The organism is Microbispora hainanensis (genome assembly GCF_036186745.1).
Classification (GTDB): Bacteria; Actinomycetota; Actinomycetes; order Streptosporangiales; family Streptosporangiaceae; genus Microbispora.
On sequence record NZ_CP108086.1, the window covers coordinates 1,026,521 to 1,046,172 of the forward strand.

Here is a 19,652-nt window from a genome sequence, read left to right on the forward strand (position 1 = left end):
TTGATCGAGAAAGTCGCGAGCGGTGCTATCCGTGTGCCGTTGTTCAGCCGCCCCTTCGTCTGGCGTCCACGGCAGATGACCGCTCTCTTCGAGAGCATTGAGGACGGCTATCCCATCGGCAGCCTGGTCCTGTGGGAGCCTGCCGATGAGGTGGAGAGCATGAATGAGATTGGCGGGATTCCGATACCGCCGCCACCACCCGGCCTGCCGATCTGCTACGTGCTCGACGGACACCAGCGCCTGGCGACCCTTTTCGGCTGTCTGCGTGCTCCCGCGTCCGCACAGGCTTCCGCCGATGCCTGGATGTGGCGGATATACCGTGTTCTTGGCCTTCGACTATCCCGTGAAAGCCGCTATAGGCACTCGGGCCCGGTCGAGGCTCCTCCGCATTGGCTGCCACTCAGATCGGTGCTCAGGACGAAGGATTTCCTCTCCTACCAGCGCGTCCTTACCGGCATTGCGCGGGGGGAGGAACTTGAGGAGCTTCTCCACGAGGCGTACGACGTGAGTCACCGGATCAAGGATTATCGCATTCCCGTCGTCCGGGTGATCGGAGGATCCCCCTCCCAGGCGACCACCGTCTTCTCCCGGCTCAACAGCGCCGGCCTGTCACTGACCGTGGACGAACAGGCCACAGCGCACGAGTACACCGACGGCTCGGAAAGCGCTCAAGACAGCGGGTGACTCAGCGGCGGGTCGTGGGGTCCTCGTCCTCAGGGCCGTGAGGCTGCTGCGGAAGGTTACCCGACCGGGTGGCCTCGGCCCAGGGGTCCGGCTGGGCATGCATCTGGGCCTGCTGCTGCGCCTGCATCTGGGCCTGCATCTGGGCGGGGTCGGCCACCGGATATCCGTACGGCTGGGGGTAGCCGTACTGCACCGGGTAGCCGTAGGGCTGCTGCGCATAGCCCACGGTGTAGGGCTGGACGGGCACGAAGCCCACCATCGGCGCGTAGCCGGGGGCGGCCGCCGCGGGGTAGGCCGCTGCCGCCGCCTCGGGTGCCGGCGTCCGCGCCGCGGCCGGGCCGCCCCGCCGTACGGCGGCGGCGTGCGCCATCCGGCGCAGCCGGCCCTCGAAGATCAGCCAGGCGATCAGCGCGATGCCCACGAGCACCCCGGCGGGGATGGCGAGCCGGTGGGCCAGCGTGGGCTTGTCATACTCGGGCGTCGCGTTGCGGATCTCGATCGGCACCGTCTGGGGATCGGGCTGCTCGAACGTCACACCGCTCGGGGTGGGGCTCTGCTGCGCCGCGTCCGGCGTCGGCCCGGTCGACGCCGGGGCCAGGCTCACCTCCCCGTCGTCCTCCGGGGTCGGGCTGGGGGGATCCGTGACGGGGGTGTCGGTCAGCGTCGGGATCGACTGCCCAGTGTTCTGCCCGGTGTTCTGTTCCGTCGTGGACGCGGGGGGAGCGGTCGTGGTCGTGACCGGCTTGGGCGACTTGCTCGGCGACGGCGTCGGCGTGATGGTGATGGTCTTGGTCACCACGGGCTCGGCCGTGGGGCTCGCGCTCGGCGACGACCCGACCGGCGGCGTCTGGGTGACGGTCACCGTGACGACGGCGCACTGGGGGTCCGTGGTGGGGTCGCACGGCTCCACCGGCTCGGCGTTCGCGCCGATCATCGGGCCCACGGCCAGGACCGCCAGCGTGGCGATGGCCACGGACGCGGCAGCCGAGGACGCGGCTCTCAGGTACACGCGTCCGATCACCGCTCGCCTCCTGTCGGCCCTGCTACGAGGTCAGAACCGATTGTAGATTGGTAAAAGCACGAGCAAAGCCCGATCTTGCGAACGATTCGGCGACTATCCGCCGTGATTCGGCAGCATTTTCTCGATCGCGGCGACGACCGGCAGATCCGCGGGAAGCCAGGGGACGTCGTAGAGCTCGTGCGGCTCCAGCCAGCGCAGCGCGAGGTGCTCCAGCGGGCGGGGCACACCCGTGACGACGGTCGCGAGCCACACACGCATCACCCAGTCGCCGTGCAGGGGCCAGTCGCCGCCGACCCGGCGTCCGAGGGCGACCTCGACCCCGAGCTCCTCGACGCACTCGCGCACCAACGCCGCGTGCTCGTCCTCCCCCGGGTCGACCTTGCCTCCGGGGAACTCCCAGCCCCCGCGCAGCGCCGGGGGCTCGGCCCGCTGGGCGGCGAGGAGACGGCCGCCCTCGACGATCGCGGCGCCGACGACGAGACGCGGGCCCGTCACGTCTGGGCCCTCTTGAGCTGCTCGATGACGGTCTCGTTCTCCAGCGGCCGGGTGAACCCCACGATGTTGGGCCGGTCACGGTACGTCGTGACCTTGATGGGCCCGCACAGCGTGCACCGCGCCTCGATCATCTTGCCGGGCGACACGACCATCCCGACATGCCCGGGATTGTCCTTAGAGGTGCCGGGGCCGGCGTTGAAGAAGACGAGGTCGCCGGGCTGCTCCTCGCCCGCCTCGATCTTCACGCCGAAGGGCCACTGGCCGAAGGTCGTGCGGGGAATGGTCAGACCCGCGTTGCGGTAGGCCATGTAGATGATTCCCGAGCAGTCGAAGGCGTCCGGGCCCGTGCCGCCCCACCGGTACGGCTTGCCCCGCTGCGCCAGAGCGTACTCGAGGATCTTGCGGACGACGTCGTCGGGGGCGCTGTCGACGAAGCCGGAGTCGCAGGCCGGGTCGGCGTCGGGCGGCAGGCCGATCTCCCCGGTCGCCGCGTAGCGCTTGGCGATCTCCAGCACCTGGTCGACGTACCAGGTGGCCCGGTTGTAGACGAAGATCGCCCTTCTGAGGTCGTCGGGCGCGCCGTTGCGCTTGAGCATCTTGGCCGCGCCGAGGATCGCGTCCGCCGGGTCGTAGACGTCGCCGTAACCGTCCCCGTCGCCGTCGGAGGCGTAGCCGTTGATCCCCGGCTCGATCTTGATCCTCGGCTGGCCGCCCCAGGTGCTGATGAGGAACTGCATCGGCCCCGCGGCCCCCGCGTAGTTGGTGCCGCTGCGCACCCCCGGCAGCGTCGAGCGGCCGTGGTTCGTCTCCCGCTTGCCGATGGCGGCCAGGACGTTCCACTGCACACCGATCTGCTTGCCGAACTTCTTGTAGAGCTCCAGGTAGTCGGCCGGGATGTCGCCCTGGGCGGTCTGCGAGACGTCGGCGGCGCCCTCCCCCGTGGCCGCCTGCGCGCAGTTCTCCGCCGCGCCGCCGCCGAAGAGGATCGACGGGCTGGGCGTCATCAGGATGATCGAGCCGAACAACGTGGCCGGGACGATCACGATGAGGGCCACGGCGATCATCCGCCAGTCCCGCCCCGCCGACGCGAGCCTGCGTACGACGCGCGTCGAGGCGGGAGTCATGCGCGGCGGAGCGGTCACGGCGTGCTGTCCCCGTCCTGACCGGCGTCGGCCAGTTGCAGGTCGTACACCCGCCAGTCGGTCCCTGCCTTGATCACGGTCACGGCGAAGCGCTCGGGCACGTCCTTCTGGCCGTTCTTGTCCGTGACGTGACGGACCGAGTCGACGACGAACACCACCTGGTCGGCCGTCATGTCGCGGATCGTCGTCACCTTCGCCGACCCCTTGGAGGTCACCTGGTCGGCCTCGTTCTGCTCCACCACGGCGGGATCGGTGACGGTCCTGGTGATCTGCCCGCCGAACTCGTCGGTCGCGAACCGCTTCAGCCGGTCGGCGCGCGCCGCCGGCTCATCTCCGGGCGAGAAGGTGCCGTACGCCTCGGTGAAGCGGCGCGCGAGGTCGGCCGCGGCACCGATCTCCTGCCTCGACAGCGGCAGGTACGCGTACACGTCGAAGGCGCCCGGAGTCGTCGCCACCGGGCTGGGCTCGCGGGCCGCGGCCGTCGCCCGCGAGGTGGCGACGACCGACTGCTCCCTCGTCTGCTCGTCTCCCGAGGAGGAGTCCGACGGCCCGCTCATCGTGAGGTAGACGCCGACGGCGGCGAGCACCACAACGGCCGCCGCGAAGGCGAGCCCCTTCCCCCGATCACTGTTTCGGCTTCTCATGACGGCGCGGAGGTTCCCGTCAGTCGCCGGAGTCGCGGTCGGCGGGCTTGGCCCAGAACGGAGTGGGCGCGTCGCCGTCGCGGCGCGTGCTCTCTCCCCTGCTCGGCAGCCAGAGCGGCGGCGGCTCGGCCGAACGGGGACGGCTGGACGACCCGCCGAAGATGCCGCCGGACGAACCCGACTCGCGCGGGGCGGGCCGGGACCGGCCGCCGTCGCTGCGGCGGGACGATCCGCCGAAGATCCCACCGGACGAACCACCCGACGAACCACCGGACGACCGGTTCGAGGACCTGCCCGACGAGCCGCGCGAGCCGCCGCCGAAGAACCCGCCCGAGCCGCCGCCGGACGACCGGGTGGACGACGGCCGGGAGGCCCAGCCGCCACCGGACCTGCCGCCGAACCAGCCGCCACCACCGGATCCGCCGCTCGATCCACCGGACGACCCGCCGCTCGACCCGCCGCTCAGACGGCCGCGGGACGGCGCGGGCTGTGCTGTGGCTGACGCGGCAGACGGCGCGGGCACGGGGGACACGCCGGTGACCCGCTGCGGCGGGCTACCCGCCGACGCCGCAGACGCCGCGGACGCCGCGGACGCCGCGGACGCCGCCGACACGGCCTGTGCCGCCTGTGCCGCGGGGCGCTTGCCCGGGCCCGACGGCATGGACGCTCGTACGGCCCCGGCGGGGCGCACGCCCGAGAGGTTGAGCGGCGGGGCCGTACCCGGACGCGAGGCGGTGACCCCGGCCTTGCGGCGGCCGGCCCCCTGCGCGTCGGCGTCGAGCGGCGCGGGTTGCGCCCCCGCACGCGCTCCCGCCTGGGCGGGGACGTTGCTTGCGCCCTCCTCGCCGCGCACGCGGCCCTGCGCCACGCCCGTCGCGGCGGCCGCCGCCGTGCCCGCACCGGTCGCCATCGCGACCGCGCCCATGACCGGCTCGGCCTTGCGCAGCCCCCACCGGGCCGCCCGGGCCGCCGCCACCGGCGGCAGCGCGTTGGCCGCCCGCGAGAGGGTCGGCGCGGTCGCGGCCTCGCCGAGCATCCGGGTGGTGATCGTGTGCCCGTCCATCGAGGCGAACAGGTGCTGGAACGGCCGTCTGTAGAAGAAGACCGCGATCGTCAGCAGCGCCATGAACAGGATCTGCATGCCCCAGGGCAGGCTGGTCGAGATGATCAGCGCGTAGCCGTACACGAGGACGCCCAGCACCAGGGCCAGCACCGCCTGACGCAGCAGGGTGCCGACCAGCATCTCCACCCAGCGCATGGCGATGATGCGGCCGGAGCCCGGATGCACGCCGATCAACAGGAAGACCGGTCCGAGCATCAGCAGCAGCAGGAAGCCGACCTTCAGCACGAGCAGCGACACCGCGACGAGGAAGATCAGCAGACCGGCGACCATCGCGGCGATGAACGCGCCGATCGCGATGCCCAGGCGGCTGGTCCAGTCCTTGCCCTGGAACAGGAAGTACGCCGGGGTGCTCTGCATCGGCTTGGCGATCTCCTCCTCGAACCGCTGCTGGTGCGAGTCGGAGGCCGGCGTCTGGTCGGCGGCCTGCTCGGCGGCGTCGATCGCCTGGAGGTTGAGCAGCTTGGCGCCCAGACCCTTCACGAGACCGGAGTTGGGGTCGGCCGTGCCGAACTCGCCCATCAGCCACGGCTTGCAGACCAGGACCGACCACAGCGCGTCGGCGTTCTGCGCCACACCGGGCGTGCCCTGGCGGCCGTACCCGCCCGCCGTCGGGGCGCTCGGCACCTCGCCCGGCGCGGTCTCCTTCATCGGCAGGCACGACGCGCCGCCCGCCCCGGGCAGCCCGGAGAACGCCGAGTTCACGATCTCGCCGGTCTTGTCGGTGACGGTCTTGCCGAGGCTGGTGAAGTCACCCGGACGGCTGAAGAACCAGATGGCGACCGTGACCGCGAGGACCATCCAGATGACGCCCTCGGTGGTCGTCGTCGCGCGCTTGCGGATCAGGCCGTACCACGCCAGCCAGATCGCGCCGAGGATGACGATCGGCCGCAGGTAGGGCCAGTACATCGCGTTGGCCAGGTTGGTGACGATCTCGTCGGCGACGTCCTTGATGGGCTGCAGCGGGCCCTCGGTCGCCGCCGCCTGGTAGGTGCTGATCGTCAGCCGGTCGACGGCCTTGGCCCACGAGAAGACCGTGTTGGCCCACGCGTTGCCGAGCACGGCCGTGACGTCGGAGCACCCGAGGTCATAGGTGTGCCAGAACTGGCCGGCCATGCCGTACCGCTCATAGTTGGTCTGCGGCTCCTTCGGCGCCTGCGCCGTGTTCTGGCCGGTGTTCTGACCTGTGTTCTGGCCGGCCACCGCGTCGTCGGTCGCCGGTGGCTGGACCAGCCCGTCGACGCCGCCGCCGACGATCTCGGGGGCGAGGTTGGGCGACAGGTCACAGGGCCCGACCGCGCTCGCCGTACTGGTGGGAAAAACCAGGGGAAGCGTCACGAACGCCGCGAAGGCGACGAGAAGCAGGGCCAGGGTCCGGCGGACCCGCCTGCCACGTCTGCCGCCCTCCCGGGTGCGACCCCTGGGACCGTTCCTGCGCACGCTCACGATCGCACCTCCTGCGCGACCCCCGACCGACCGGAGCCCCCGTCAAGAAGATCATGCACGTTCTCGTTGGGTTTGTCGTGTGTCGGATTGGTGTCAAGCCAGCGCAGCAGCTCTTCCGAGATAAGGTCCACCCCGATACGGCCGGCCCGGCCGTCCAGATCCCGGAAGACGCACTCCCCGTTGCCCAGGGAACGCAGCACCGCCTTGTGCTCCTCCGACGGGTCGACGCCCAGGAGCTCCATCACGTGCTCGACCTCCACGCGTTCCGTCGAACGGAACGCGAAGACCGACGACAGACAGTTGGTCACCTGCTCGTTGAGCAGGTCACCGGCGTTCTGTGAGACCAGGACGAGCGCCGTGTTGCGCGAGCGGCCCATCCGGGAGACCTCCGGCACGAGCTTGGCGCCCTCGGGGGTGGACGTGATCGCCCACGCCTCGTCGAGGAAGATCGCCTTCGGCGTGCGCCGGTCGAGCCCGTTCATCAGGCGGCGCGCGAACTGCGACACCAGATAGAGCAGCGCGACCGACAGCCGCTGCTCGTAGGAGTAGTCGTCCCTGGCCGTCATCACGTCGGGCAGCGTGAGGCCGCCGAGCGTGAACACGGTCGTCCAGCCCTCGGTGTCGATCTGCTCGCCGCCCGAGGCGTCGAAGCACAGCCGGGCGAGGTGCATCTCCGACATCGACCGCAGCACGGCGCCGAGGTTCTTCGACGCCGGGTCGGTCGACTGCTCCAGGTGATCCACGACCTTGCCCAGCGAGGGGTCGGGCTCGTTGGAGACCGCGGCGACCGCCTGGATCATGGCGGACTCGCGCTCCTCCGACATCCTCGGCAGCAGCAGCCGCAGGGTCTCGGTCGCCATCGTCTTCTTCGTCGCGATGTCGTCGCCGAACGAGAACGGGTCGAGCAGGCCCGGCGAGGCCGATCCCAGCGGGATGACCCTGGCTCTGCGGCCCCGGTCGCGCAGCAGCCGTACGAGCGACTCGGCGTCGCCCTTGGGGTCGATGACCGCGATCGTGACGCCGCGCAGCGCCATCTGGTAGATCAGCAGCAGCGCGAGCGTGGTCTTGCCACCGCCCGGCTCACCGGTGATCGCGATGGCGGTCGGGCGGTTGCGCGCCGCCGCGACGAGCGGATCGAAGTGCACGATGCTGCGCGCCCGCCCCAGCGTCTCCCCCACGTACGGCCCGATCCAGCCGGCGTTCGACTCGTCCACCCGGTCGCCGAGCTCGACGGTCGCCGTGGCCATGCCGCCCGCGATCGTGCGCAGCGGCTGCCGCTGGGCGTACGCGTTGACCCGCAGCCGCTCGCCGGGAAGGGCCTCGCAGAACAGCGAGAACTGGTCGCCGGTGGAGTTGACGACGTCGATGCCGATGTCGCGGTAGTGCTCCACGACGGCCTCGACCCGCTGGACGCACATCTCCTCGGTCGGCGCGCTCACGCTCAGGCGGTGCCAGCCGTACACGAACGGCAGGCGTTCCTTGGTGATGCCGTGCTCCAGCATGCGGGCGGCGTCGATCTGCTCGGCCAGCGCGAGCGGCGCCTCCGCGCCCGCCTCGCGGATGTGGATGTCCATGTCGCGGGCGTGGGCCAGCTTGCGCGCCACGTCCTTGCTCGCCCTGACCGGGGGGATCAGCCGCATCCGGCTGGAGATCTCCACGGGGAACGGCAACTGGTCGGCGAAGTGCAGCCACGGCTCGCCGTCGGGGAACGGCATGAGGTCGGGGAACCGGGCGAACGACAGGTGCGCGGTGTAGGAGTCTCCGGCCGGCTGCTCGATCCGCAGCAGCGACCTGCCGTTGTGGATCTGCCCCTCGACCAGCGCCTCGATCTCGCCCTTGCCCCACCTGCGGCGCGGCGTGGCCGAAGGGGACGGCTCGCCGAGGCCGCCCGCCGCCGCGTGCTGGAACAGCCAGGCGATCTCCGTCGAGGTGGCGTGGCGGGCGTAGAGCGCGCTGGAGGCCAGGGCCCGGCCGAGCCGCTCGGCGGCCTCGGTCCACCGGGTGATCTCCTTGTCCGGCACGTGATCGTCCTCGATGCCGAGCGCCTTCTCGCTGCGCTGGTAGAAGCCGAAGAGCTGGGCCAGCACGCCGGTGCCGAGCTGCGCGCCACGCGGCCCGAGCCGTACGCCGAGATAGACCTCCTTGCTCCAGAAGTCCTTGGCCCAGACGTGGCGGTACATCTCCTCCAGGTACTCCCGCCAGCCCGGGCCCTCGTCGGAGGTCGAGTTGAGCGCCATCGCCCACTCCGCCGCCGGGTAGGCCCGGTGCGCGATGCGCAGGTGCACCTCGGCGTCGGACATCCTGATCGCGGCCAGCGCGATCGTGATGTTGGTGGCCAGCGCCTCGCGCTCCTCGGGGGTGAGGAACTCGTAGCTCACCGTCGGCAGCCGGAAGTAGGCCCAGGCCGCCGAGTCGGTGAGAAGAACCCGGTCGTCGAAGTAACGCACCGCGAGGCGACTGCGCGCCCTGCTCATCGACCTCTCACCAGCTTCCTCGCTCGCCCCTCATCTGGCCACCTCCTGCTTGGCCTGGACAGCCGCCAGGCCGCTCACGATCACACCCGCAAGCGCAACGTACGCCCTGCGGCCGCCCATTCGGAGGTGATTGACGTCGACCGGTCCCGGCCGCCCAGGAGCCAGCTCGTCCTCCCAGGGCACCCGGACGATCGCCCGGCAGCGGCCGCTGGCCACCGCCTCGGCCTGCTCCACGTCGGGGAGGCTGCGGCGGCTCACGCCGTTGATCACCATTACGGCGCGTCGCCGCAGGTCGGAGCAGCCGTGCCCGTCGAGCCACTCGTAGGTCATCGCCACCGCCTCGGAGGCGTCCTCGCTCGCGGGGGCGACCAGCACGAGCTGGTCGGCGTACGGCAGGAGCCGGGCCGCCAGCGCGGCCGCGGGGTCGATCACGGTAAGCCGGTAGTGCCGGTCGAGCGCGGCGAGCGTCCTGCGCCAGTCGGCCAGGAACGCGCGTTCGGCCAGGCGCTGCGTCACCCGGTCGTCGGTGTCCGCCCCGACGACCTCAAGCCCCGATTCACAGCGCGTCGTGTACGCCCGCATGCCGAGGTAGCCGTTCACCTCTTCCGAGCTCTCGATGAGCGAGCTCAGCGTTTCGGGGGACTCGGCGGCGATCCTCGTCGTGAGCGTGTCTTCTCCGGTGTTCGCGTCGAGCGCGAGCACACGGTCATCGCGATAGCGGGCCAATGTGTGGCCCAGCATTAACGCCGTGGTCGTCTGCCCGGCGCCGCCGGTGCAGCCGAGCACCATGATCCGCCTGCTCGTGGTGAGCGGGATGCGGGTCCTGGCCTCGTCGACCTCCATGCCGTCCGTACGGCTGCCGCCCACGACGACCTGCGCCAGGCGGCGCCAGCCTCCGGAGGTGTCACGTCCGACGACGGCCTCGACGCGGCGCAGGCGCGGCGGCTCCTCGTGCGCCGGCCTGCCGGGGGTGGGCGTCCCCGGGGTGGGCAGCGACGGCCGGGCGGGACCGGCCGGGCCCGCGGCGCGCGGCCCCACAGGCACGGCGCGGATCGACACTCCCGCCGTGCCCGCCGAACCCGCAGCGCCCGCTGAACGAGGGGTGCCCACAGTGCCCGCAGCGCTCTCGTACGGCCTGGCCCCCGTGTGGTGCGCCGCCTCCCGGGCGGGCGTGTCCCGCGTCTCAGGTTGGGAAGCAGGTCGGGAAGCAGTGGAGACGTCGGCCGCCGGCTCCAGGGGCTCCGGGAGCGCTGGGGGTGCCTGAGGCGCTAGCGGCTGCGGGGGGGCTGGGGGCGCCGCCTCCGTGGCCGCGTGAACCACGGGCGCCTCGCCCGCCGGCTCCAGGGTCTCAATGGGCGCCATGGACGCGGGGGATGCCGCTTCTGTGGCCGCGTGAACCACGGGCACCTCGCCCGCCGGCTCGCCCGCTGCGTCGCTCTCCGTGCCGACCGGCACCCGGGGCCGCACGAGCCGCGGCGGACGGCCCTTCCGATGCTGCGCGAGTGCCTCGGCGGCGTGCTGTGCCGTCGTTTCCCGCGCCGTCGTTTCCCGCGCCGTCGTTTCCCGGGCCGTGGTTTCCCGGGCCATGGGTGCCCGACCCGCGTCCTCGGCGGGCCTCCGGGGCGCGTCCGCGGCGTCAGCGGCGTGCGCGCGCTCCACCGCAGCCGACTCCGGCTCGGGTTCCGGCAACGGCCCGGGCTCCAGCTCCAGCTCCGGCTCAGTGAAGGACGCCGCACCGGACGACCGTACGGCGTGAGGCTCGGGAGTCTGCTCGGGCCGGGGTTCGGGAGCCTGTTCGAGGCGGGGCTGGGGACCGGGCTCGGGACCGGGCTGGGGACGGGGCTCGGCCGAGGCGGCGAGCCTGCGGAGGCGGCGCAGCGTCTCGGTGCCGATGGGAGGGACGGCGTGCGGAGCAGCGGGTGCCTCCGACGCCTCGGCGGGCGCGGCGGACTCAGCGGCGGCCAGGGGCGCGTGCTCCACAGGTGCCGGCGCAGCGCCCTGCCCAGAGTCCTGCACGGCGCCATGCGCAGAGTCCTGCACAGCGTCCAGCACAGTGCCCTGCACAGCGTCCAGCACAGTGCCCTGCACAGCGTCCAGCACAGTGCCCTGCACAGTGCCCTGCACAGTGCCCTGCGTAGAGTCCTGCATGGGGTCCTGCACGGCGGCATGCACAGGGCCCGGCTCGTGGCTCTCTTCGCGGCTCTCGTGAAGCTCCTGGGGCTCGCGTTCCCGCTCCAACTCCGTCGGCGACGGCGGCGGCGGCGGGGGCACTGACGACACAGACGACGCGGCCGGCAGGGGCGGCGCAGGTGACGCAGACGGCAGGGGCGGCGCGGAGGACACAGGCGACGCGGACGGCGCGGGCGGCGCGGGCGGCTGCGTGAGGTAGACGACGCGCTCGCCGGTGGCGCCCGCCCGGGAGGCGGCACCGCTTCGGGACAGAGGTGCGGGAGGCGCGTCGGCGACCGGGGCGGCGGCGGCAGCGGCGGCCGCCACGGCCGGGCGTACGACACGTGACGGATCCACCTGATGCGCGCCTGCTCGCGCGGCGGCCCGCGAGGCCGGCCGCGCGCCGCTCCTGGAGACCTTCGGAACGGGCACCTTGACCGAGACCGCGCGGCGCGCCTTGCGTTCCGCCCTGGCCTGCGGCGCCGCGACCGGCGGCGTGGTCCGCCAGACACGCGCCGTCAGCGTGACCTCATCCGGCTCGTCGAACGGGGCCATACGGCACCACGTGCGGGGCTCGCTCATGTAGCGGAGCTGCGACTGGAGCAGCTCGGTGAGGCGCTTGCTCTCGATGACAGGGCGGGTGGACAACCAGGTGAGCACACCCGGCGGAACGAGGTAGATGACGTGCCAGGGAGCCTCGAACGGCAGTCCGATCAGGTAGAGGAAGACCCACCACGGCACGGAGACACCCACGAACACACCGATCCAGACGACCGGAAGCGGCATCGGCAGCCGTAGGTCGTACAGCTTGTACAGCCGCTTCTCAATACGCCAGATATTGGTATACGTGGGCAGATCCACCCCGAACCTCCTCTCCGCCCGATCACTTGATGCCAAGTGCGCCCGCGATCGCCTTCGCCGTCACCTCGATGATGTTGGGAACGTAAAAGATCACGCCGATCGCGATCGCCAGGATGATGAACTGGACGAACCTGGTGATCTCGCGGGTGAAGAGGAAGAAGATCGCCACGACGGAGACGACCGCGAGGAAGAGCGGAGCGAAGAACCTCCGGAGGAAGTCGGCGAGCCCTTCGGTGTTGATGCCCGCCGTCGGCGCCGGTGAGGGCGCGGCGAGATCAAGGAAGTGGTCCGCGATGGTCTTCAGTATCAACTCTCGCCCTCCCGGGGGGATGGATCAGCGATGTCTTTGCCGGGCATGCGCTACCCCACGGACCGGTTCGCACCCTGGATGTCCCTGACGAACCACTTGCCGCCCTGCTTTTCCATGGTCAGCTGATAGGCCTGTTCGAGACCGGCCGGCTGTGCCGCCGGGTCCTGCGACGGGCTCGCCACCCCCGCCGACTGTCCTGACGCGACCGCCCACACGACCACGGCCGTGACCTTCCTGCTGTCGGAACTGCCCGGCGGGACCACCACGTCCTTCAGCTCGGCGAGGCTGAACTCGCCGTTGAACCCGTTCACGGTCACCCCGCTCGCGACGTAGCGCTGGAGGTCGACCTGGTTGCCCGCGGCGTACGCCTTGAAGAAGCCTTCGAGCTGGGGACGCAGTTCGGCCTCGGTGGCGGAGTCGCGGTCGGGGTCCGGGAGCTGCGGCAGCCCTGCCGGGCCGGGCGCGGGAAGCAGGGCCGGCTGGGCCGAAACCACGAACCTGCCGTTGTCGTAGTAGACCGGCACGGACAGCAGCCCGCGGGTGCCCCCCGACTGGTAGGTCACGGTCACTCGGGCGTTGTGGTCGTCGATCACGTCGATGCCGGTGAACTGGAAGGCCCCCGCGGACATGCGTCCGTAGCCGTTCCAGCCGAACTGCTCGTCGGCGCCCTCCGGCAGGAAGGTCCTCAGCCGCTCCGCGCGCTGCTGGGGATTGGCCGCGTCGTAGTTGAGGTAGACCGCCGCGAACTGGTTGGCGAAGGCCGCCGCCTGCGTCACCGGGAATCCGGAGGTGGCCGAGCCGGTGGGGGCCACGCCGGCCGGGTCGTCCTGCGTCAGCCGATCAAGCGGGGCGCGGATGCCGTTGACCACGATGACGATGATCAGCGCCCAGAGGATGACCCGCCCGGTCCAGACGAGCCAGCGGCCTCCACCACCGCTCCAGCCTCTGCGGCGGGGGACCGTGCCGTGCGCCGCGCTCGCCGCCTCGAAACCTTCCAGTGGGTACGGGTCAGGGTCGCCAGCGATCCGCGGATCCTGCTGGACGTCTGACCTGCGAGCCATCACGCCTCCGCTCGCGCCGATCCCTCCGGCTGGCGCGGTTTCCTCTTGCTCTCGATCCGGTTAACCGCATTGAAGTATTCACCCTAGCGGCCTCGCCAATTCTTCCAGGTAAGCCACGCCCATGGTGCAAGCATCGCCGCGACCGAGCAAACCGGGTCCACATCCCCAGAGAGACGCCCCACACCTATCCACTCCGCGAAAAAGCACGTTACGCCTGGCCAGCGGGGGCATCGATTACCTAACCGCCACCTATTGCTGTCTTCGCAGCTCGCAGGCATAACGAAACCGTCCGTACGCGCCACGACGGCCCCGCCGGAGCAGGGCCGTCGTGCCTCTGAGCTACGCCCGCACCGTCACTGGCACGCCTCGGAGGAGGACGCGGAGGACGACTGCGACTCGGTCGACGCCGGTGGGATGGCCGCCGGCGGGACGTTCTCCGGCGCACTGCCCATGGCGCTGCCCGTCACGCTCTCCGGGGCGCTCTCCGGGGCGCTCTCCGGCAGCGAGGAGGTCTGCGACTCGCTCGCGGACGACTGCTCCGGAGATTGGGCCTGGGATTCGGCCAGCGACTGGGCCTGGTCCGACAGCTGCTGCTGCGCGCGCTGGGACATCTCCTCGATGCGCTGCTGTGCGCTCGCCGCCTCCTGCATGATCTGCTGCTTGGCGCTGCTCGCCTCGTCCCTGATGCTCTGGCGGGCCTGCTCCGCCATCTCCTCTATCGACGCCGCGGTCATGCCCGGGAGCGCCTGGCTCCGCAGGCTCGCACCGCCGTACCAGCCGGTGGACCACTGCGCCGGGAGCTCCGCGACCGTCATCATCGGCATGCCGAGCTGCATCGTCTCGGGCATGGCCTCGGCCATCATCATCGGCTCGCCGAGGGTGGTGGTGTACGACGTCGCCCGCACCGATCCGCCGGGCTCGCTCGCCTGCGGCGCCCACGCCGACTCCGGGGCACCCGTCGCGGCGGAGGCGGTGCCGCCGAGCAGCGCGACTCCGGCGGCCGTGAGCGTCGAGGCGAAAATCACCGCGAGAGCCGGCTGTCTGGATTTCCGATGCATGGTCCCCTCCTTGGGTCCGATCGGGCCTCGCCAGGTCAGGCCACCTGGGCTTTTCCCGGTGCCCGAAATCGGCCGGCATCCCCTTCCGCTGTGCCGGATTGCGGCGGCGAAGAGATTTGTGGCGAAAAGGGATTCAAACGGCGACTACGCGCCAAACGGCCTCATCTCGATGCTTCAACGAAGCTCACGAATGCGTCTAGGGCAGTTGGCCCAAGCGTTTCCGCTGGCCATGGAGGATCTGACCAGAGGGAGAGGTGTGGCGGGTGATGCCGCTCACCACCATGACCACCGCTTTTGCCCGACCGGGCCATCTCAAGGCCGTTCGAGATCGTAGGCGACGTCCGCCACGCGAACCGTCCGTACCAGCGGATCCTCGATGATCTTCCGCAGCTCTCCGATGGTCACCAACGAGTCCACGTAGGCGTAGGCCAGGCCGTCGTTCACGGCCTTGCGCAGCCGCGCCAGGCTGAGATCGAAGTCGCGCAGGTTGTCGTCGTCGTAGTCCTTGAGGATGCCGACCCAGCGGCGGAAGTTCGCCAGGTCGGATTTGAGTGGTTCATCGTCCTCCCCCGGCATCGGGGCCCGGTCCCATGTCGTCGTCCCTCCCCAGGTGATGGGGATCGACCTGGGACGCCGTTCGAAAACCACCTTGTCGGCGTACGACTTGTACCTGCCGGTGAATGAGGTCAGCTCATCGATGGTGAGCGGCGTGGCGAACTCGACCACCGCCAGCGCGTTGAGCCCCTCGGGGAGCCGGGCCAGAACCTTGCGGCTGTCCTCCTTGGGCTGGTTGCCCGTCCCCACGTTCATCAGGGCGAGGTTGAGCGTGGTGCCGGCGCTCGCGCCGAGCGGCAGCCTGCCCACATGGCCGAAGAAGTCCTGGGTGACCACGTGCTCGGCGCCGCCGTACCCCTCGACGAAACCTCCGACGGCCCGCACCGGCCTCGCGGCCACGGTGAACGACATCGACAGCGGCGTGGTGGCACCCCAGTTTCTGACCTCGATGTCGTAGCTCGGGTTGTAGATTTTGAAGGCGGTGCCCAGCACGTCGGTCATGCGCTGCTCCCTGTCGCCGCGCCGCTGGATCATGCCGGAGCCCACCGTCGCCGCCAGGACCGAAACCAGCAGCCCCGCCAGCACTGTGATCGCGGTGCGGGCGACACCCCGCCGTACGGCCCGGCGGGTCGCCCGGGGATCGAAGTCGGGCATGGGCGGCAGCAGAGCGTCGTCAGTCATGAGGGCCTCCGTAGAGATCGGCGAAGGCCGCCCTGGCACGCCACACGGCCGTCTTGACGGCGGTGTGCTTCCTGCCGGTCATCGCGGCCACCTCGACCAGCGAGAAGCCTTCGAAGTAGACCAGGGTGAGCAGCCTGCGGTGCTCCTCGGGCAGGCGGTCCAGGGCGTCGCGTACGGCCAGCGACTCGACGTGCAACGGAGGCACGCCGAGCTCGTCAGGGTGGGGCAGGTCCAGCTCGCGGCGGTGCCGCCGCACCTGGTCGACGAGAACGTTGCGGGCGATGACGAGCAGCCATGCCGCCGGGTTTCCGCCGCGCCAGCCGAGCAGGGCCCTGGTCGCCTTGACGAACGTCTCCTGGGCGAGGTCCTCGGCGAGGTGGGGATCGCGGGTGCGGCGCAACAGGAACCCGCACACGAGCGCCCAGTGCTCGCGGTACAGCTCCTCGATGATGATGCCCCCCGCGTCTTCGTGTCTGTCACAACAGACCAGACGCGAACGGGCCGGAAATGGTCACCCGCAAAATGTCTTGCGGTCCGCCGAGCCGGGCAGGGAGGGTGCGAAGGTGGCCATATCGCAGCAGGAGCACCCGGCGCGGCAGGCGAGGCCGTCCGACGCCGCTGTCGTCGCCGAGTTGCTGGACGCCTTCAACCGCGAGTTCGACACGCCGACACCGGGCACCGACGTGCTCACGGCGCGCCTCCGCCGGCTGCTCGCCGGGGATGACCTCGTCGCCCTTCTCACCGGCGAACCGGCCGTCGGCGTCGCCGTTCTGACCTTCCGGCCCGACGTCTGGCATGACGGCCCGTCCGTCGTCCTCGACGAGCTGTACGTACGGCCCGGCCTGCGCGGGCAGCGGTTCGGGCACGCCCTGCTCGAGGAGGCGTGCCGCCTGTCACGGGAGCGCGGCGCGGCGATCCTCGCGATCAACGTCGACGGCGAGGACACCGACACGCGCCGCTTCTACGAGGCGCACGGCTTCGCCAACGTCGAGCCCGGAGCGCCCGAGCCGATGTTCCACTACTACCGCGCTCTCGCCTGAGCACGGCCTGGGCCCGTCTGAGCCCGTCTGGGCCCGTCTGAGCCCGTCTGAGCGCGTCTGAGCACGTCTGAGCAGCACGAACGTCGAGGGCTCGCGTTCCAACATTCTCTGCCATAACCGAGCGCGACCGAACGTACGCGGACGCCTGAAACGTTCATCACGGGCGACGGCCGTCAGCCGCGTTTCCGCTGCATGCCTGTTCAGCCAGGTTCACACGCCATCTTTCCCGCCTGACCACGCCTTGACATGCCCCAACCGCTCTGACAATTTCAAACGGCTTCCAACAGAAAGCGATCCGGCAGGGTCGGTGGACCGCCCGTCACCCATCCCCCACACGGACACCCCGGAGGTCCGGCATGCGCAAACGTCGACCAGTCGGCGACAGGAAATGGATCCGCATCATCATGGCGGCGGTCACAGCGGCCGTGACCGGCGCCGGCGCGGTGGTGGTGACCGCGCCGGCGGCCCAGGCGGCCACGACGACCATCACGCTGAACGGCGGCTCGACGGGTCGCACGTTCGACGGGGTGGGGGCGATCAGCGGCGGCGGCGGCAACTCCCGGCTGCTCATCGACTACCCGGAGACGCAGCGCTCCCAGATCCTGGACTACCTGTTCAAGCCCGGGTACGGCGCGGCGGTGCAGTTGCTGAAACTGGAGATCGGCGGTGACGCCAACTCCACCGACGGCTCCGAACCCAGCATCGAGCACACCCGCGGTGACATCAACTGCAACGTCGGCTACGAGTTCTGGCTGGGCGAGCAGGCGGTGGCGCGCAACCCGAACATCAAGCTGATCGCGCTGCCGTGGACCGCGCCCGGCTGGATCGGCGGCGGGAACTTCTGGTCCCAAGACATGATCGACTACGACATCTCCTGGCTCAACTGCGCCAAGCAGCACGGCCTGACGATCAGCTACATCGGCGGATGGAACGAGCGCGGGCACAACAAGACCTGGTACAAGAACCTCCGGTCGGCCCTCGACTCCAACGGCTACGGCAACGTGCAGATCGTCGGCGACGACAGCTTCGGCCTGTCCACCGCGGACGACATGCTGAGCGACTCCGCGTTCAAGAACGCGGTCGGCGTGGTCGGGGCGCACTACCTGTGCGGCTACCTGAGCGACGCCACCTCGTGTCCGTCCAGCGCGAACGCCGTGGCCACCGGCAAGCCGATCTGGAACAGCGAGTTCGGGTCGCAGGACTACATCAGCGGCTCGGCCCCCTATATCCGCAGCATCACCCGCGGATATCTCGACGGCCAGATGACGGGCTTCGTCAACTGGCCGCTGGTGGCCGCGCTCTACCCGAACCTGCCCTTCAACACCACCGCCCTGGCGGTCGCCAACTCGCCGTGGTCGGGCGCCTATCGGGTGGGCCGCAGTCTGTGGGCGAACGCCCAGGTCGCCCAGTTCACCCAGCCGGGCTGGCGCTTCCTCACCGGCTCCGCGAGCGGATACCTCGGCGGGAACCGGAGCAACGGCAGCTACATCTCCCTGAAGTCCACGAACAACACCGACTACTCGACCATCTACGAGACCAGCACGTCGACGACCACGCAGACCGTGAACGTCAACGTGACAGGCGGGCTGAGCACCGGGACCGTGCACGTGTGGTCCACCGACCTGGGGTCGAACAACCCGGCCGACTGGTTCGTCAGGCAGCCGGACATCACCCCCAGCAACGGCTCCTACTCGCTCACCATGCAGCCGAACCGGATCTACTCGGTGACCACGACCACCGGCCAGGGCAAGGGCACGGCGACCGGACCGGCGAGCGCGCCGCTGGCTCTGCCGTATTCCGACGACTTCGACGCCTACGCCTCCCGCACCGAGGCCAAGTACTTCTCCGACATGCAGGGATCCTTCGAGGTCCGGCCCTGCGCAGGCGGCCGGGCCGGTCAGTGCCTGCAGCAGGTGACCCCCATGCGTCCGATCGAATGGCAGGACGACAGTGACGCCTTCGGCCTGGTCGGAGACCCGTCCTGGAGCAACTACAAGGTCAGCGTGGACGTCAACTTCCAGCAGGCCGGCACCATCACGCTGCTCGGGCGGGCGAACACGCAGTCACGCCCGCAGAGCCACCAGGCGGCCTACCAGTTGCGGCTGAACAACTCCGGCGCCTGGTCGATCGCCAAGAGCACCACGTCCGGCACGGTGAGCACCCTCACCTCGGGCTCCCTGGGCTCGCTCGGGACCAACACCTGGCACACGATCTCGCTCAGCTTCACGGGCAACCAGATCAGCGCCACCCTCGACGGCACCGCGCTCGGCTCGGTGACGGACAACTCCTACTTCACCGGACAGGTCGGGCTCGGAGTGGTCGGATACCAGACCGACATGTTCGACAACCTCTCCGTCACCGAGACCAGCGGCGGAAACGGCAACAGCGGCGTCGGTCCCATCAGGGGCCAGGCCTCCGGCCGCTGCGTCGACGTCCCCAACCAGTCGCAGGCCAACGGCACCCAGGTCGCGCTCTGGGACTGCAACAGCGGCGCCAACCAGACCTGGACCCTCACGCCGTCCAAGCAGCTGATGGTCTACGGCACCAAGTGCCTGGACGCCTACGGACAGGGCACGGCGGACGGGACCCGGGTCGACATCTACGACTGCAACGGCGGCACCAACCAGCAGTGGACGCTCAACCCCGACGGCACGATCGTCGGAGTCGGCTCGAACAAGTGCCTGGACGCCTACGGCGGCGGCACCGCCAACGGCACGCAGCTGGTGATCTGGACGTGCAACGGCGGCGGGAACCAGAAGTGGTCCCGCAGCTGAGCCGACGGTGACACCGGCCGGCCGGGTTCGCATCGCAAACCCCCGCATCGCGAACCCCCGCATCGCAACCCTGCGACGCGGACCCGGCCGGCCACTCGCGGCGAGCACGGCGGACAG

15 protein-coding genes are annotated in these 19,652 nt (G+C 70.5%); 3 read left to right on the forward strand and 12 right to left on the reverse strand.

Features of this window, described 5'->3' with window-relative positions; translation table 11 throughout:
• Entirely contained in the window at window positions 1–684 is a 684-nt protein-coding gene (locus tag OHB01_RS04675) for a DUF262 domain-containing protein (protein WP_328709183.1), read from the forward strand.
• 1 nt (window position 685) lies between these two features.
• Here the strand turns inward: OHB01_RS04675 and OHB01_RS04680 are convergent, their stop codons facing one another.
• The 12 genes from OHB01_RS04680 to OHB01_RS04735 all read right to left on the reverse strand — a co-directional run bounded on the left by OHB01_RS04680 (window position 686) and on the right by OHB01_RS04735 (window position 16,211).
• Window positions 686–1,705 carry a hypothetical protein gene (locus OHB01_RS04680; RefSeq protein ID WP_328854973.1) on the reverse strand — a complete coding sequence of 340 codons (1,020 nt, stop codon included), beginning with the start codon at window positions 1,703–1,705 and terminating at the stop codon, window positions 686–688.
• Window positions 1,706–1,798: 93 nt separating this feature from the next.
• Window positions 1,799–2,200: a (deoxy)nucleoside triphosphate pyrophosphohydrolase gene (locus OHB01_RS04685; RefSeq protein ID WP_328854974.1), complete on the reverse strand. Its 402-nt coding sequence runs from the start codon at window positions 2,198–2,200 to the stop codon at window positions 1,799–1,801.
• On the reverse strand, window positions 2,197–3,342 hold the full coding sequence (locus OHB01_RS04690) for an NlpC/P60 family protein (protein WP_260617426.1): 1,146 nt from the start codon (window positions 3,340–3,342) through the stop codon (window positions 2,197–2,199). Before OHB01_RS04690 ends, OHB01_RS04685 begins: the two co-directional genes overlap by 4 nt.
• On the reverse strand, window positions 3,339–3,986 hold the full coding sequence (locus tag OHB01_RS04695) for a hypothetical protein (RefSeq protein WP_147942569.1): 648 nt from the start codon (window positions 3,984–3,986) through the stop codon (window positions 3,339–3,341). Before OHB01_RS04695 ends, OHB01_RS04690 begins: the two co-directional genes overlap by 4 nt.
• A gap of 19 nt (window positions 3,987–4,005) precedes the next feature.
• Window positions 4,006–6,552 carry a type IV secretion system protein gene (locus tag OHB01_RS04700; RefSeq protein WP_328854975.1) on the reverse strand — a complete coding sequence of 849 codons (2,547 nt, stop codon included), beginning with the start codon at window positions 6,550–6,552 and terminating at the stop codon, window positions 4,006–4,008.
• Window positions 6,549–9,026 carry an ATP-binding protein gene (locus tag OHB01_RS04705; protein ID WP_328854976.1) on the reverse strand — a complete coding sequence of 826 codons (2,478 nt, stop codon included), beginning with the start codon at window positions 9,024–9,026 and terminating at the stop codon, window positions 6,549–6,551. The genes OHB01_RS04700 and OHB01_RS04705 overlap by 4 nt, the downstream gene beginning before the upstream one ends.
• 30 nt (window positions 9,027–9,056) lie before the next feature.
• On the reverse strand, window positions 9,057–12,056 hold the full coding sequence (locus OHB01_RS04710; RefSeq protein ID WP_328854977.1) for a TcpE family conjugal transfer membrane protein: 3,000 nt from the start codon (window positions 12,054–12,056) through the stop codon (window positions 9,057–9,059).
• Between the two features lie 22 nt (window positions 12,057–12,078).
• Entirely contained in the window at window positions 12,079–12,351 is a 273-nt protein-coding gene (locus tag OHB01_RS04715) for a hypothetical protein (protein ID WP_244312715.1), read from the reverse strand.
• Window positions 12,352–12,416: 65 nt separating this feature from the next.
• A complete protein-coding gene (locus tag OHB01_RS04720) occupies window positions 12,417–13,427 on the reverse strand; it encodes a conjugal transfer protein (RefSeq protein WP_142650352.1) in 1,011 nt (336 codons plus the stop codon).
• Window positions 13,428–13,780: 353 nt separating this feature from the next.
• Window positions 13,781–14,485 (reverse strand): hypothetical protein, encoded by a 705-nt coding sequence (locus tag OHB01_RS04725; RefSeq protein WP_328709177.1) that lies wholly within the window; start codon window positions 14,483–14,485, stop codon window positions 13,781–13,783.
• Between the two features lie 312 nt (window positions 14,486–14,797).
• Complete coding sequence (locus OHB01_RS04730; RefSeq protein ID WP_142650350.1) at window positions 14,798–15,721, reverse strand: hypothetical protein; 924 nt, start codon at window positions 15,719–15,721, stop codon at window positions 14,798–14,800.
• Complete coding sequence (locus OHB01_RS04735) at window positions 15,714–16,211, reverse strand: RNA polymerase sigma factor (protein ID WP_142650349.1); 498 nt, start codon at window positions 16,209–16,211, stop codon at window positions 15,714–15,716. The genes OHB01_RS04730 and OHB01_RS04735 overlap by 8 nt, the downstream gene beginning before the upstream one ends.
• Before the next feature lie 73 nt (window positions 16,212–16,284).
• On the opposite strand from OHB01_RS04735, the gene OHB01_RS04740 reads away from it, so the two are divergent.
• Window positions 16,285–16,761: a GNAT family N-acetyltransferase gene (locus OHB01_RS04740; protein WP_328854978.1), complete on the forward strand. Its 477-nt coding sequence runs from the start codon at window positions 16,285–16,287 to the stop codon at window positions 16,759–16,761.
• 404 nt (window positions 16,762–17,165) lie between these two features.
• On the forward strand, window positions 17,166–19,535 hold the full coding sequence (locus tag OHB01_RS04745; protein WP_328854979.1) for an RICIN domain-containing protein: 2,370 nt from the start codon (window positions 17,166–17,168) through the stop codon (window positions 19,533–19,535).
• Window positions 19,536–19,652: the final 117 nt, after the last annotated feature.

Bases quoted from the DNA above. Each gene is read 5' to 3' on its own strand.
- OHB01_RS04745 (WP_328854979.1), top strand. From the start codon at position 17,166: ATGGCGGCGGTCACAGCGGCCGTGACCGGCGCCGGCGCGGTGGTGGTG.
- OHB01_RS04730 (WP_142650350.1), bottom strand. From the start codon at position 15,721: ATGACTGACGACGCTCTGCTGCCGCCCATGCCCGACTTCGATCCCCGG.
- OHB01_RS04725 (WP_328709177.1), bottom strand. From the start codon at position 14,485: ATGCATCGGAAATCCAGACAGCCGGCTCTCGCGGTGATTTTCGCCTCG.
- OHB01_RS04695 (WP_147942569.1), bottom strand. From the start codon at position 3,986: ATGAGAAGCCGAAACAGTGATCGGGGGAAGGGGCTCGCCTTCGCGGCG.
- OHB01_RS04705 (WP_328854976.1), bottom strand. From the start codon at position 9,026: ATGAGCAGGGCGCGCAGTCGCCTCGCGGTGCGTTACTTCGACGACCGG.
- OHB01_RS04720 (WP_142650352.1), bottom strand. From the start codon at position 13,427: ATGGCTCGCAGGTCAGACGTCCAGCAGGATCCGCGGATCGCTGGCGAC.